Source organism: Alloyangia pacifica (assembly GCF_003111685.1).
Classification (GTDB): domain Bacteria; phylum Pseudomonadota; class Alphaproteobacteria; order Rhodobacterales; family Rhodobacteraceae; genus Salipiger; species Salipiger pacificus_A.
In genome coordinates this window covers 238889-253630 of record NZ_CP022190.1, presented here as the reverse complement: position 1 = coordinate 253630, position 14742 = coordinate 238889, and the positions used below count along the sequence as shown (strand labels likewise).

General features: G+C 66.4%; 14 protein-coding genes. 12 read left to right on the top strand and 2 right to left on the bottom strand.

From position 1 onward, the window contains the following. Positions 1 to 172 precede the first annotated feature (172 nt). The 8 genes from CEW88_RS14180 (at position 173) to CEW88_RS14145 (ending at position 8483) form a co-directional block, all read left to right on the top strand. Positions 173 to 973, top strand: a complete 801-nt coding sequence (locus tag CEW88_RS14180) for a DeoR/GlpR family DNA-binding transcription regulator (RefSeq protein WP_108968214.1) — start codon at positions 173 to 175, stop codon at positions 971 to 973. Positions 974 to 1019: 46 nt separating this feature from the next. Next, the gene (gene rhaS, locus CEW88_RS14175; protein WP_108968212.1) at positions 1020 to 2018 is read left to right on the top strand and encodes a rhamnose ABC transporter substrate-binding protein; all 999 of its coding nucleotides are present in this window, start codon (positions 1020 to 1022) and stop codon (positions 2016 to 2018) included. 72 nt (positions 2019 to 2090) lie between these two features. Then, positions 2091 to 3635 carry a sugar ABC transporter ATP-binding protein gene (locus CEW88_RS14170; RefSeq protein ID WP_108969818.1) on the top strand — a complete coding sequence of 515 codons (1545 nt, stop codon included), beginning with the start codon at positions 2091 to 2093 and terminating at the stop codon, positions 3633 to 3635. 112 nt (positions 3636 to 3747) lie between these two features. Next, a complete protein-coding gene (locus tag CEW88_RS14165; RefSeq protein WP_108968210.1) occupies positions 3748 to 4728 on the top strand; it encodes an ABC transporter permease in 981 nt (326 codons plus the stop codon). Further along, positions 4725 to 5726: an ABC transporter permease gene (locus CEW88_RS14160; protein ID WP_108968208.1), complete on the top strand. Its 1002-nt coding sequence runs from the start codon at positions 4725 to 4727 to the stop codon at positions 5724 to 5726. The genes CEW88_RS14165 and CEW88_RS14160 overlap by 4 nt, the downstream gene beginning before the upstream one ends. Then, complete coding sequence (gene rhaM / locus CEW88_RS14155; RefSeq protein WP_108968206.1) at positions 5726 to 6040, top strand: L-rhamnose mutarotase; 315 nt, start codon at positions 5726 to 5728, stop codon at positions 6038 to 6040. Before CEW88_RS14160 ends, rhaM begins: the two co-directional genes overlap by 1 nt. Before the next feature lie 7 nt (positions 6041 to 6047). Further along, positions 6048 to 7463, top strand: coding sequence for an FGGY-family carbohydrate kinase (locus CEW88_RS14150; RefSeq protein WP_108968204.1), 1416 nt, complete (start codon positions 6048 to 6050; stop codon positions 7461 to 7463). 66 nt (positions 7464 to 7529) lie between these two features. Further along, entirely contained in the window at positions 7530 to 8483 is a 954-nt protein-coding gene (locus CEW88_RS14145) for a 3-hydroxyacyl-CoA dehydrogenase NAD-binding domain-containing protein (protein WP_108968202.1), read from the top strand. Positions 8484 to 8576: 93 nt separating this feature from the next. Here CEW88_RS14145 and CEW88_RS14140 read toward each other — a convergent pair whose 3' ends face one another. Beyond that, a complete protein-coding gene (locus CEW88_RS14140) occupies positions 8577 to 9005 on the bottom strand; it encodes an Lrp/AsnC family transcriptional regulator (protein WP_108968200.1) in 429 nt (142 codons plus the stop codon). A gap of 120 nt (positions 9006 to 9125) precedes the next feature. Here CEW88_RS14140 and rocF point away from each other — a divergent pair, with 120 nt between their 5' ends. Together rocF and CEW88_RS14130 are read left to right on the top strand one after the other, a co-directional pair. Further along, positions 9126 to 10052 (top strand): arginase, encoded by a 927-nt coding sequence (rocF, locus tag CEW88_RS14135; protein ID WP_108968198.1) that lies wholly within the window; start codon positions 9126 to 9128, stop codon positions 10050 to 10052. Continuing rightward, positions 10052 to 11116, top strand: coding sequence for an ornithine cyclodeaminase (locus tag CEW88_RS14130; protein WP_438839479.1), 1065 nt, complete (start codon positions 10052 to 10054; stop codon positions 11114 to 11116). Before rocF ends, CEW88_RS14130 begins: the two co-directional genes overlap by 1 nt. Positions 11117 to 11157: 41 nt before the next feature. Here CEW88_RS14130 and CEW88_RS14125 read toward each other — a convergent pair whose 3' ends face one another. Next, positions 11158 to 11820, bottom strand: coding sequence for a TetR/AcrR family transcriptional regulator (locus tag CEW88_RS14125; protein WP_108969814.1), 663 nt, complete (start codon positions 11818 to 11820; stop codon positions 11158 to 11160). A gap of 137 nt (positions 11821 to 11957) precedes the next feature. Between CEW88_RS14125 and CEW88_RS14120 the strand changes: the two genes are divergently transcribed. Both CEW88_RS14120 and CEW88_RS14115 read left to right on the top strand, forming a co-directional pair. Continuing rightward, positions 11958 to 13115, top strand: a complete 1158-nt coding sequence (locus CEW88_RS14120; protein WP_108968196.1) for an HlyD family secretion protein — start codon at positions 11958 to 11960, stop codon at positions 13113 to 13115. Then, positions 13112 to 14677 carry a DHA2 family efflux MFS transporter permease subunit gene (locus CEW88_RS14115; protein ID WP_108968194.1) on the top strand — a complete coding sequence of 522 codons (1566 nt, stop codon included), beginning with the start codon at positions 13112 to 13114 and terminating at the stop codon, positions 14675 to 14677. The genes CEW88_RS14120 and CEW88_RS14115 overlap by 4 nt, the downstream gene beginning before the upstream one ends. Positions 14678 to 14742 lie beyond the last annotated feature (65 nt).

Below are 14742 nucleotides of genomic sequence, written 5' to 3'. Positions count from 1 at the left end.
GTCGCGGTCCGATATGGCCGCCTCCTCGCCCAGAAAGCTGCGGCTCGCCCTGCGATCTGTCAACCAGAAACGATCAAAAACAATCATGCGGCGACGCAGCATGATTGAATATGAAAAATGATGATTGACTTGAGGGGGGATTCGTCCAATCTGAACCGAACGGGAGGACCAGATGCACGAAACGGAACGCCACAGGATCATACTTTCCGCCGTCCAGGAGCGGCCGATCGTGACGGTGTCGGAACTTGTGTCGCTGACCGGCACCTCGGAGGCGACGATCCGCCGCGACATCGCCACGCTGCACGCCGCCAAGCGGCTGCGCCGGGTGCGCGGCGGCGCCGAGGCGCTGACCCCGCCGCCGCTGCCGGGGCTGGCCGGGCGGCCCTTCGCGGTCAATCAGTCGATCAACATCGACCAGAAGCAAGCCATCGCCCGCGAGGCCGTCGCGCTCTGCGACGACGGCGAGGCGATCATCATCAACGGCGGCACCACGACCTTTCAGATGGTGCACCCGCTGGCCAACCGCCGGCTGCAGGTCCTGACCAACAGCTTTCCGATCGCCGAGCACCTGCTGAAGAACTCCAAGAACACGGTGATGCTGCCCGGCGGCGCGCTCTACCGCGAGCAGAACATCATCCTTTCGCCCTTCGCGAGCGACATGACGCGCCACTATTACGCCAAGCGCATGTTCATGGGCGCCCATGCGCTCGGGCCGATCGGTCTGATGGAGGCCGACCCGCTGCTCATTCAGGCCGAGGAAAAGCTGATCGATCAGGCCGACGAGCTGGTGGTGCTCGTGGACAGCTCGAAATTCGACAACCGTTCGAGCCTGGTGCTCTGCCCGCTCGAGCGCATCGACATCGTCATCACCGACGAGGGGATTTCCGACCGCACCGCCTCGATGCTGGAGGCAGCCGAGATCCGGCTGATCGTGGCGCAGACGGGACGGGCGAAAACCGCCGGGGCAGGGTGACCGCACCGCGCGACACGTGAACGCTCATAAATTCAGGGAGGATACCATGGGCATTACGAGACGACTTTTCGGAGGAACCGCGCTGGCCGCGATGCTGCTGGCCGGCGGCGCCGCGCAGGCACAGGACAGCGTGCGCATCGCGCTGGTGGTGAAGGCGCTCGGCATTGGCTTTTTCGAAGCCGCCGCCAAGGGCGCCGAGGAAGCCGCCGCCGAGCTCGGCAGTGTCGAGGTGATCTACACCGGCCCGACCGACACCACCGCCGAGGGCCAGATCGAGGTGATCAACGCGCTGATCGCGCAGAACGTCGATGCAATCGCCGTCTCGGCCAATGACACCGACGCGCTGGTACCCGCCCTGAAGAAGGCGATGCAGCGTGGCATCACGGTGATTTCCTGGGACAGCGGCGTCGCGCCCGAGGGCCGTCAGATGCACCTCAACCCCTCGTCGAACCCGCTCATCGGCAACATGATCATCAAGCTTGCCGCCGACAACCTGCCCGAGGGCGGCGAGGTCGCGGTGCTTTCGGCCACCACCACCTCGACCAACCAGAACATCTGGATCGAGGAGATGAACAAGGTGATGGGCGACTACACGGGCATCGAGGTGGTGGGCACGGTCTACGGCGACGATCTGGCGGACAAATCCTACCGCGAGGCGCAGGGCCTGATGCAGACCTACCCCGATCTCGACGCGATCATCGCGCCGACCTCGGTGGGCATCGTCGCCGCCGCCCGCGCCGTCGAGGACGCCGGCAAGGTCGGGCAGGTGAACGTCACCGGTCTCGGCCTGCCGTCCGAGATGGCCGGCGCGATCGAGAGCGGCGCATCGAAGAGCTTCGCCATCTGGAACCCGATCGATCTGGGCTACTCGGCGACCTATCTCGCCTACGAGCTGGCCACCGGCGATGCCGAGGCCGCCCCGGGCGCCGAGATCCCCATGGGCCGCATGGGCACGCTGACCCTCGACGACAACAACGAGGGCGCCATGGCCGACCCCTTCGTCTACGACGAGAGCAACATCGACGAGTTCAAGAGCATCTTCTGATCCTGCTCCGATCCCGGCCCCGGCGCGCCTCTGCGCCGGGCTCCCACCCAAACCCAGACACCGGGGGCCATGATGCAAGTCAGCCTCACCACCCCACCTGTCGCCGCGGCGGCGGGGGATGCCGCGCCCGTGCTGCGGCTCGAGGGGATCACCAAGACATTCCCGGGGGTGAAGGCCCTCGACGGCGTCACGCTCGATCTTTACCCCGGCCAGGTCACCGCGCTGGTGGGCGAGAACGGTGCTGGCAAGTCGACCATCGTGAAGACGCTGACCGGCATCTACCAGCCCGACGCCGGCACGATCAGCCTTGCCGGGCAGCCTGTGCAGTTCACCACCGCTCAGGATGCCACCGCCGCGGGGATCACCGCGATCCACCAGGAAACGGTGCTCTTCGACGAACTCAGCGTCGCCGAGAACATCTTCATCGGCCATGCGCCGCGCGGGCGCTTCGGGCTGATCGACTGGCCGAAGATGCGCAGGGACGCGCAGGAGATCCTGTCGCGCATCGACGCCGATCTCGATCCCGACATGCCGCTGCGCGAGCTCGGCATCGCCTCGAAGCACCTCGTGGCCATCGCCCGCGCGCTTTCGGTCGATGCCCGCGTCGTCATCATGGACGAGCCCACCGCCGCGCTGTCGCACAAGGAGATCGAAGAGCTTTACGAGCTGGTCGAGCGGTTGCGCGCCGAGGGCCGGGCCATCCTCTTCATTTCCCACAAATTCGACGAGATCTTCCGCATCGCCGACCGCTTCACCGTCTTCCGCGACGGCCAGCACGTCGGCTCGGGCCTGATCGCCGATGTGGACGAGGCCGAGCTGGTGCGCCTGATGGTCGGCCGCGCGGTCGACCAGATCTTTCCGCAGCGTGCCCATAACATCGGGGGTGAGGTGCTGAAGGTGGTCGGCTACGCCCATCCCACCGAGTTCGACGAGATCAACTTCACCCTGCGCCGCGGCGAGATCCTCGGGTTCTACGGGCTGGTCGGGGCAGGGCGCTCCGAGCTCATGCAGGCACTCTTCGGCGTGACGAAACCCAGCAAGGGCGCGGTGCGCATCGACGGGCAGGTGCGGGTGATCCGCTCGCCCGCCGAGGCTGTGGAAAACGGCATCGTCTACGTCCCCGAGGACCGCGGCCGGCAGGGCGCGGTGATCGGCCTGCCGATCTTCCAGAACGTCACGCTGCCCTCGCTGGCGCAGACCTCGCGCCGGGGCTTCCTGCGGCTCAGCGAGGAATTCGCCCTCGCGCGCACCTATACAGAACGGCTCGACCTGCGCGCCGCGGCGCTCGATCAGGACGTCGGGACGCTCTCGGGCGGCAACCAGCAGAAGGTGGTGATCGCCAAGTGGCTGGCGACGAAACCCAAGGTGATCATCCTCGACGAGCCCACCAAGGGCATCGACATCGGCTCCAAGGCCGCCGTCCATGGCTTCATGGCCGAGCTGGCGGCGCAGGGCCTGTCGGTGATCATGGTCAGCTCCGAGATCCCCGAGGTGCTGGGCATGTCCGACCGGGTGATCGTCATGCGCGAGGGGCTCATCGCCGCCGAGCTGGAGGGTGCGGCGCTCACACCGGAAAACCTCGTTCGCCACGCCGCCGGCATCGGGGCGCAGCCATGATCCGCGCCGCCGCCTGTCCTTCGTCTGGAAAGAAATATCCCGGGGCTGAATTGGCCGTCAGGCCAAGAGGGGGCAGCGCCCCAAGCCGCCCACCGGCACAGGGAGCCGCCCGATGAGAACCTTCCTGAAATCGCGCGAGGCGATCCTGTCGGCTGCGATCCTCGCGCTTCTGGCGCTGATCGCCAGTCGGTTCCCGGCCTTCGTCGAGCCCGGAAACCTTGCCCGGGTGTTCACCGACACCTCGCCGCTGATCCTGCTGGCGCTGGGGCAGACGGTGGTGATCCTCACCCGCTGCATCGACCTGTCGGTCGCCGCCAACCTCGCGCTGACCGGCATGGTCTGCGCCATGCTCAACGCCGCCTATCCGGGCGTACCGGTGGCCGCGATCCTGATCCTCGCGCTCGCCATGGGCGCAGTGATGGGCATGATCAACGGCATCATGGTCTGGACGCTCAACATCCCGCCTATCGTGGTGACGCTGGGCACGATGACCATTTACCGGGGCCTCATCTTCGTCCTGTCCGGCGGCGCCTGGGTCAATGCGCATGAGATGAGCGCCGCCTTCACCGGCTTCCCGCGCGCCGATATCCTCGGCCTTCCGGTGCTCGCCTGGATCGCCATCCTCGTCACCGGGCTCTTTTTCATCGGCATCGCGCGCACGCCGCTCGGCCGTGCCTTTTACGCCGTGGGCGGCAACCCGCATGCGGCGGTCTATACCGGCATCGACGTCGGCCGCACCCAGTTCATGGCCTTCACCATCTCGGGCATGCTGGCGGGGCTCACCGGTTATCTCTGGGTCGCCCGCTACTCGGTGGCCTATGTCGATATCGCCGGTGGCTTCGAGCTCGAGGTCGTGGCCGCCTGCGTCATCGGCGGCATCTCGATCGCCGGCGGGGCAGGGACCATCCTCGGCACACTCCTGGGTGCGCTCTTTCTCGGCATCGTCAAGAACGCCCTGCCGGTGGTCGACATCTCGCCGTTCTGGCAGCTCGCCATCTCTGGGACGGCGATCATCGTCGCGGTGGCCTTCAACAGCCGCTCGGCCCGCAGCAAGGGCCGCATCATTCTCAAGCGCGCGGAGGGCCACGCATGACCGACATCGCCGACCAGCAGCAGGCCCCTCGCCACATCCCCGACCGGCTCCAGAGCCCCGGCGCGCGACTGCTGAAAAGCTGGGAGCTGCTGCTCTTCGCAGTCGCCGTGGCGATCTTCATCGCCAACAGCTTCGCGTCGCCCTATTTCCTCAACGCCTGGAACCTCAGCGACGCGACTTTCAACTTCACCGAAAAGGCGATGATCGCCTTCGCCATGGCGCTGCTGATCATCAGCGGCGAGATCGACCTCTCGGTCGCCTCGATCATCGCGCTCTGCTCCACCGCCATGGGGGCCGCCGTGCAATACGGCGCGGGGACGCCCGAGCTGGTGCTGATCGGCCTTGCCACCGGGCTTGTCTGCGGGGCCTTCAACGCCGTGCTGGTGACCCGCATGGGCCTGCCGTCCATCGTGGTGACCATCGGCACCATGAGCCTCTTCCGCGGCATTTCCTACATCGTGCTCGGCGATGGCGCCTACCGCGGCTACCCGGCTGAGTTCGCCTTTTTCGGGCAGGGCTATGTCGCTTGGGTGATCTCCTTCGAGGTCGTACTCTTCGCGCTGCTGGCGGTCCTCTATTACGTCTTGCTGCACCGGACCAACTTTGGCCGCATGGTCTATGCCATCGGCAACAATGCCACCGCCGCGACCTTCTCGGGGATCCGGGTGGCGCGGGTGAAGTTCATCCTCTTCCTGCTCACCGGGCTCATGTCGGGCGTCGCGGCGATTTGCCTGACCTCGCGGCTCGGCTCGACGCGCCCCTCCATCGCCTTCGGCTGGGAGCTCGAGGTGGTGACCATGGTGGTGCTGGGCGGGGTGTCGATCCTCGGCGGGTCGGGCTCGATCCCCGGCGTGGTGATCGCCGCCTTCGTCATGGGGCTGGTGACCTTCGGATTGGGTCTGCTCAATGTGCCGGGCATCGTCATGTCGATCTTCATCGGCCTGCTGCTGATCGGGGTGATCGCCCTGCCGCGGCTCTGGGCGATGTGGAGGCGATGATGGAGAAATACGCCTTCCGCATGGAGCTGAACCCCGGCTGCGCCGAGGAGTACAAGCGCCGCCATGACGCGATCTGGCCCGAGCTTGTCGACTTGTTGAAAGACGCCGGCGTCGAGGATTACTCGATCCACCTCGACCCCGAGACGAACCATCTTTTCGGCGTGCTCTGGCGGCGCGAGGATCACGGCATGGACGCCCTGCCGCAGACCGAGGTGATGCAGCGCTGGTGGGCGCATATGGCCGACATCATGCGCACCCACCCTGACAACGCGCCGGTGGCGGTGCCGCTCGTGCCGATGTTTCACATGAAATGAGGCCGTGATGACCAAGCCACGCGCCCCGAGCCCCCGTCACGTTGCGGTCTGGGACATCGGCAAGACCAACGCCAAGCTCGCCGTTGTCGACATGGCGCGCATGTCCGAGATCGGCGTGCGAACTCTTCCGAACAGGGTTCTTCGTGACGGGCCCTATCCGCATTACGACATCGCGGGGCTCTGGGCCTTCCTGCTGGACGGGCTCACCGAACTTCAGGCCGAACACGGGATCGACGCGATCAGCATCACCACCCACGGCGCCTCGCTGGTGCTGCTGGATGCCGAGGGCGGGCTGGCCTGCCCGGTGCTGGATTACGAACACAATGGGCCGGATGCGCTGGGGGCGGTGTACGACGCGATCCGCCCCGATTTTGCGCTGACGGGATCGCCGCGGCTGCCCATGGGGCTGAACGCGGGCGCGCAGCTCTATTGGCTGCTGGAAACCCAGCCCGGCCTGCGCGCGCGGCTCGCGCGGGTGGTGACCTATCCGCAGTACTGGTCGGGGCTGCTCACCGGGTCCTTTGGCTGCGAATACACGTCGCTCGGCTGCCACACCGACCTCTGGCAACCGCGCGAGGGCACCTTCTCTCCGCTGGTCGCAGCGCTCGGGCTCGAGGGGAAGATAGCACCGCTCGCCCATGCGGGTGACGTGGCCGGGAGGCTGCTGCCTCGGATCGCTTCCCGCACCGGCATCGCACCCGAAGCCCCGGTTCTTTCCGGCATCCACGACTCCAACGCCTCGCTGCTGCCGCATCTCAAGACGCTGCCACAGCCTTTCGCGGTGGTCTCGACCGGCACCTGGGTGATTTCCATGGCGGTCGGCGGCGCGCAGGTGCCGCTAGATCCGGCGCGCGACCTGCTGATCAATGTGAACGCTTTGGGCGGGGCGACCCCCTCGGCGCGCTTCATGGGAGGGCGCGAGTACGAGATGCTGAAGCCCGAGACCGGCCCGCATTCGGAAGGCGACCTGCGCGCCGTGCTCGCGCGCAAGGCGATGCTGCTGCCCTCGGTCGAGACCGCCTCGGGGCCGTTCCCCGGCTCGCATGGCGATTGGACCGAGGCGCTGTCACCCGGAGAGAAATCGGTGGCGCTGGCCTTCTACCTCGGGCTGATGACCGCCGAATGCCTGTCGCTGACCGGGGCCGAGGGACCGGTGGTTGTCGAGGGGCCCTTTGCCCGCAACGCGTTGCTGCTCAACATGCTGGCCGCGGCGACGGGACGCGTGGTGCTCTGTTCCAACTCGGCCACCGGCACCAGCATCGGCGCTGCGCTTCTGGCAGTGAAGGAGACCCCTCCGAGTGCCCTGAAGGCACATGAGCCGACGTCGGACCCCGCCGCGCTTGCAGATTACGCGGCGGCATGGCGCGCCGCGCTTGCGCCGGAACCGACCAACGGGTCTTTTCCCCGCCAGACAAACGGCTAGGGTGCGCGCAAGCGAGGCGGTTTCCGCCCAGCCATGCGCGATTTCCCGAATAAGAGAGGTTTTCCCATGTCCTTCCCGACCCACCCCCAGACCGTGGCCGTCATCGGCACGGGCACGATTGGCGCCAGTTGGGCGACTCTGTTCCTCGGCGCCGGTCTGACCGTCCGCGCCAGCGATCCCGGCGAGGGTGCCGAGGCCAAGCTGCGCGCCTTTGTCACCGCCGCTTGGCCGTCCCTCGAGGCGCTCGGCCAGACCTCCGGCCGCAGCGTCGAACAGGCGCTCGCGGCGCTGAGCTTCTTCGCCACGCCCGAAGAGGCCGCCACCGGTGCCGATCTGGTGCAGGAGAACGCCCCCGAACGCATCGAGATCAAACGCGAGACCTACGCGAAGCTGGAATCCGCGCTCGCGCCTCATGTGGTCATCGCCTCGTCGACCAGCGGCATCATGCCCAGTGAGTTGCAGGCCGAGATGACCCACCCCGAGCGGCTGGTGGTCGGCCATCCGTTCAACCCGCCGCACCTCGTGCCGCTGGTCGAGGTGGTGCCCGGCAAGCTGACCTCCGAGGCCGCGGTCGAGGCGGCGATGGCCTGTTACACGTCGGTGGGCAAGGTGCCGATCAAGCTCAACCGCGAGGTGATCGGCCATATTGCCAACCGCCTTCAGGCCGCCGTGCTGCGCGAATGCGTCTATCTCGCACGCGAGGGCGTCGCGTCCATGCAGGACATCGATCTCGCGGCCTCCATGGGGCCGGGCCAGCGGTGGGCCTTCATCGGCCAGGGCAAGATCTTCGCGCTGGCGGGCGGTGTCGGCGGCATGGCGCATTTCCTCGACCACCTCGGCGAGGCGATCGAGACTTGGTGGGACGATCTGGGCGACGCGCGGCTCGACACCGAGACCCGCGCCATGCTGATCGAGGCCTATGGCACGCCGACCGAGGAAAGCTTCGCCCGGGACGTCGCCTTCCGCGACGCGGCGCTGCTGCGCCGGCTCAAGGCGCTGTCGGAGGACGCCGAGAGCTGAGAACCCGGAGGACCGCAGGTCCTGCAAGCAAGCGCCGGCCCGTGATCCGGGCCGGCGTTTTCCATTCCGGTGCGGCGGCCCAGGGCCGCCGGCTCATCCCCCAACGTGCGACAGCAAGAGACTGCTCTCGGAGTTCAGCACTCCGGGCACCTCGCGGATCTCGCGCAGCACCCGGTCGAAATTGACGAGGCTGTCGGTCCGTATCTCCACCACCAAATCCCAGGCGCCATTTGTGGCGTGGATGGTCGACACTTCGGGGATCCGTGTCAGCGTGCGGATCACGTTGCGCGACAGCCGCCCCTGCAACTCGACCATGGTGATCGCGCGCACCTCGCCCTCGACGTCCTGATCGGTCTCGATGGTAAACCGCCGGATCCGCCCCTCGGCGACCAGCGCCTCGAGCCGGGCGCGGGCCGTGGTGCGCGAGATCCCGGCCGTCTGGGCAAGCTGGGTGATCGACATGCGCGAGTCGCCGCGCAGGGCGGCGATGATGGCGCGATCGGTGGGCGAAAGCTGGGTCATGCGCGCTATTTGATCTAAGAACTGATCAAAGTGAACAGCAGATATGACGATATGTCCACTTTGAAGAGTGAAATTGCCAAGCGAGCGATGCATCTTTCGCGAAATCCAGATGGAGTGACCATGTCCAGAACCTGTTCCCTTCTCGGCGCCCCGGTGCAGACCGGCGCATCGCAGCCGGGTTGCCTGATGGGCCCCGCCGCCCTGCGCACCGCCGGTCTTGAGCCGACCCTGTCCGATCTCGACTGGCAGGTGACCGACCTTGGCGACCTGACCATCCCGGCGCTGTCCCCGCGGGGACACCACAACGACGCGATTCACAACCTCGCTGAAACCATCGCCTGGATCGAGGTGCTGGAAGCCGCGGCCTTTGAAGCGGCCCGGGCGCACGACCTGCCGATCTTCATGGGCGGCGACCATTCGATGAGCGCCGGCACTGTCGCGGGCATGGCCCGCTACGCGCAGGGGCAGGGGCGCCCGCTCTTCGTGCTCTGGCTCGATGCCCACCCGGACCTGCATTCGCTGGAGACCACCACCAGCGGCAATCTGCATGGCACGCCGGTCAACTACTTCACCGGCCAGCCGGGCAACGACGCTTACCCGCCGCTCGCCGCCACCGTGCCGACCCAGAACATCTGCATGATGGGCATCCGCTCGGTCGACAGGGCCGAACACAAGCTGATCTCGGAGCAGGGTATCGAGGTGCATGACATGCGCGCCATCGACGAAACCGGCGTGCTGGCGCCGCTGAAGACCTTCCTCGAGAAGGTGCGCGCGGCGAACGGCCTGCTGCACGTCAGCTTCGACGTCGACTTCCTCGAGCCGGGCATCGCGCCAGCTGTCGGCACCACGGTGCCCGGCGGCGCCACCTTCCGCGAGGCGCATCTGATCATGGAGACGCTGGGCGACTCCGGGCTGGTGCGCTCGCTGGACCTCGTCGAGCTCAACCCCTTCCTCGATGAGCGTGGGCGCACGGCGAAGCTGCTGTGCGATCTGACGGCGAGCCTCTTTGGCCGCCGCGTGCTCGACCGTATGACCCGGAGCTTCTGATGATGGCCGTGAAACCTTCGACCCTAAAACCCTCCGAACTGGCCTATGTGCCCTTTGTGTCGGTCGAGAACATGATGAAACTGGTGCACGCCCATGGCGTAGAGGCCTTCATCACCGGCCTTGCTGCCGTCATCGAGGACGACTTCAAGCGCTGGCCCGAGTTCGACAAGACGCCGCGCGTCGCATCGCATTCGCGCGACGGGGTGATCGAGCTGATGCCGACTGCGGACGCCGAGAACTATGGCTTCAAATACGTCAACGGCCACCCCAAGAACATGCGCGAAGGCTACCAGACCGTCACCGCCTTCGGCGTGCTCTCGTCCGTGGCCAACGGCTACCCGATCCTGCTGACCGAGATGACCCTGCTGACCGCACTGCGCACGGCGGCAACCTCGGCACTGGTCGGCAAGTACCTCGCGCCCAAGGGCGCCGAGGTCATGGCGATGATCGGCAACGGCGCGCAATGCGAGTTCCAGGCGCTGGCCTTCCGCGCACTCTGCGGGATCAACCGGCTACGGCTCTACGACATCGACCCGGCGGCGACCGACAAGGCCGAGCGCAACCTGAAGGCGCAGGGCTTTGACGTGGTGCGCTGCACCAGTCCGGAAGCGGCGGTGGAGGGCGCGCAGGTGATCACCACCTGCACCGCCGACAAGCAGTACGCGACGATCCTGACCGACAACATGGTCGGCAGCGGTGTGCACATCAACGCCATCGGCGGCGACTGCCCCGGCAAGACCGAACTGCACCGCGACATCCTGCTGCGTTCGGACATCTTCGTGGAATACCCCGAGCAGACCCGCATCGAGGGCGAGATCCAGCAGCTCGAGGCGGATTACCCGGTCACCGAGCTCTGGCAGGTCATGCGCGGCGAGATGCCGGGGCGGCGCGATGCCAAGCAGATCACGCTGTTTGATTCCGTGGGCTTTGCCATCGAGGACTTCTCGGCGCTGCGCTACGTGCATGGGCTGATCGCGGACGGGCAGTTCTGTGAGCAGCTCGATCTGCTGGCCGACCCGGACGATCCCCGCGATCTCTTCGGGATGCTCACCCGCGCCGGTTGAGGCGCCCGCGGACCGAAACCAAGGCGCCCCGCGCGGGCGCCTTATGCCCTGTAGGCGGCCAGGAACACCCGTACCGCGTCCTTCGCGACGCGGGTGATCTCTTCCTCGCTTGGCGCGTCGGGCCGGCGGCCGAAGAGGCGCGGGCGCCAGGTCAGCGTGGTCGAAAGCTCGATGAATTGCCCGGCGGCCAACTCGGGGTCGGTCACGTTGAGGTTGCCGGCCTCGGTCTCGCTCTGCAGGAAGTCTTCGAGACAGCTCAGGAAATGGCGCGCCCCGGCATCGTAGAAGCGCATGCCGAGTTCAGGCATCCGCTCGACGACGCTGATCACGATGCGCTGCGCGCGGATGACCTCCTCGGAATTGAGTTGCGTCGACAGGCCGACGGCATAGGCCATCAGCCGGTCTTCGATTGTGCCGGCCTCGGCCAGCCGCGCGAAGATACCGTCGAAGAAATCGCGGCGCTTGTCCTCGACCAGCGCGACGAAGAGGTCTTCCTTGTTCTCGAAGTAGACATAGAGCGTGCCCTTCGAGACTCCAGCCGCCTTGCAGATGCTGTTCATCGAGGCGGCGTCGAATCCCTGATCGACAAAGACCTGCCACGCGCCGTCTAGGATTTGACGGCGCTTTTCAGGGTCTTCGCCCGCGGCATGGCGGCGCTTCTGCGCGCAGGCCTTGGCCTTTTCCGTGAGTGTGTCGAGTTTCATGCAGCTCATATAATCGAACCAACCGGTTCGATGAAGTCTTGATTTCGCAGCGTCACCCTCCTATGTCGTGTCGAACCGAGCGGTTCGATCAGCGAATCTCTCCTCCCATTTGCATTCGACTCCCCGAAGGTGACCCCATGTCCCGTCATGACCGCATTGAAACCACCGATCCCGCGACCCGTCCGGCCACGCCTCAGCAAGCCACCACTCACGAGACCGCCGAGGCACCGCCGAAGAAGTCCGGGCGCAAGAAGCGCATCCTTGGGGGGATCGCGCTGATCGCGCTGCTGGCGGGCGGTTACGAAGGGTACGGCTGGTGGACCGACGGGCGCTTCATGATCGAGACCGACGACGCCTATGTGCAGGCGGATCTCTCGCTCGTGTCGTCCAAGCTGCAGGGATATGTGGAGGAGATCCCGGTGCAGGCGAACCAGCATGTGAGCAAGGGCGACGTACTGGTCCGGATCGAGGACGGCGACTACCGCATCGCGCTCGAGCAGAAGCAGGCGCAACTGCCGACGCTCGAGCGGACGCTTGCCCGGATCGACGCCGAGACCGCTGCGGCAGAAGCCAGCGTAAGCCAGGCCGAGGCCGAGCTTTCCGCCGCCGAGGCGGCGCTGCGCAGCGCGCAGACCGCGCTGACCCGGTCCGAAGGGCTGGCTGCGCGCAAGGTGACCTCGCAGGCCGATCTCGATGACGCCACCGAGGCGCTCGAAACCGCCAAGGCCAATCGCGCCGCCGCAGCAGCCGCGATCAAGGGCGCGGAGGCGCAGGTCGAGGTGCTGAAGGCCGAGCGGGCCGAGACCGAGTCCAGCCGCCGCGAGATGGAACTCGACATCGCGCAGGCGGAGCGGAATCTCGATCATACCGTGCTGCGCGCGCCCTTCGACGGCACCGTCGCCAATATCGCCATCGAAGAGGGCGAGCTGGTCAGCGTCGGCGCCCGGCTTGCCGCCGTGGTCCCCGATCACGGGCTCTACGTCGAGGCGAATTTCAAGGAAACCCAGCTGGCTGGCATCCATCCCGGCGAGACCGTCAAGGTCAGCATCGACGCCATGGAGGGCCATGAGGTTGAGGGCCGCGTGGTCTCGGTCGCACCGGCGACCGGCTCGGTCTTCTCCCTATTGCCAGCTGACAATGCCACCGGCAACTTCACCAAGATCGTGCAGCGGGTGCCGGTGCGCATCGAGCTGCCCGAAGACACGCAGGGCCTGCGCGCCGGCCTCTCGGCAGTGGTGGAGATCGACACGCGCACCGCGCCCGAGGGCACGGAGCTTGCAGGGGTGGTGAAATGAGCACCGAAGCCCAACCCCAGGCCGCAGAACCCGAACTTACGCCGCGCAGGGTCGCGGCGTTTTTCGTCATGGTCTTCGGCATGTTCATGGCGATCCTCGACATCCAGATCGTCTCGGCCTCGCTGCCCGAGATCCAGGCGGGTCTTGGCGCCTCGGCGGATGAGATCAGCTGGGTGCAGACCTCATATCTGATCGCCGAGGTCATCATGATCCCGCTTTCGGGCCTGCTGGGTCGAATGATGTCGACGCGCTATCTCTTCGCCATCTCGGCGGCGGGATTCACCGCGGCGTCCTTCATGTGCGCCACCTCTGGCTCGATCAACGAGATGATCCTGTGGCGCGCGGTTCAGGGCTTTCTGGGGGGTGGCATGATCCCCTCGGTCTTTGCCGCAGCCTTCACGCTCTTCCCGCCGTCGAAGCGGGCGATCGTCTCGCCGATGATCGGCCTCGTGGCGACGCTTGCCCCCACCGTTGGCCCCACGGTCGGCGGCTATCTCAGCCACGCGATGAGCTGGCACTGGTTGTTCCTGGTCAACGTGCCTGCGGGCATCCTGGTGACCATCGGCGTGCTGACGCTGGTCGATTTCGACAAGCCCGACTGGAAGCTCTTTGACACATTCGACTGGATCGGCCTCGGGGCGCTGGCCTGTTTCCTCGGCGCGATGGAATACGTGCTCGAGGAAGGCCCGGGCAACGACTGGTTCCAGGACGAGATTGTCGCCGCGCTCTTCGTGGTCATGGTGATCGGCGGCATCGTCACCTTCTGGCGCGCCTTCACGCTGAAGAACCCGGTCGTGGACTTCTCGGCCTTTGCCGACACAAACTTCGCGGTCGGCTCGGTGTTCAGCTTCGTGATGGGGATCGGGCTTTACGGGATGACCTATCTCTACCCGCTCTATCTCAGCTCGATCCGCGGCTACGACAGCCTGATGACCGGCGAGACGGTCTTCGTCTCGGGGCTTGCCATGTTCGTCTCGGCGCCGCTTGCCGGGGTCCTGTCGTCGAAGATGGACCTGCGGCTGATGCTGATGATGGGCTTTATCGGCTTCGGGGTGTCGTCCTGGATGCTGACCGGCATGACCGCCGAGTGGGATTTCCAGGAGCTGCTCTGGCCGCAGGTGCTGCGCGGCCTGTCGCTGATGATCTGCATGGTGCCGATCAACAACCTCGCACTTGGCACATTGCCGCCGCAGAAGATGAAGAGCGCCTCGGGGCTGTACAACCTGATGCGCAACCTTGGCGGCGCGGTGGGGCTGGCGCTGATCAACACGGCGCTGACCGATCGCGGAGCGCTGCACACCGCCCGGCTGAAAGAAGCGCTGAGCTGGGACAACCCCGAGGCGCTGCGGCAGCTCGAGATGATGGGGCATAACCTCTCGGCGCAGGGCATCGACGGCGACAAGGGCGCGCTGCAGCAGATGGCCGGGCGGGTGGCCCAGCAGGCGACGGTGATGTCCTTCATCGATGTGTTCCTGCTGATCACCGTGCTCTTCGCCGGGCTCGCGATCATGGCGCTGGCGATGAAGCCCCCGGCCAAGGGGGCAGGGGCGGCGGCGCACTGAGGCGCCGCCCGACCCGCCGGGCCGACCACGGGCCGGAGAGCGACAACGAAAAAGGCCGCCGGATA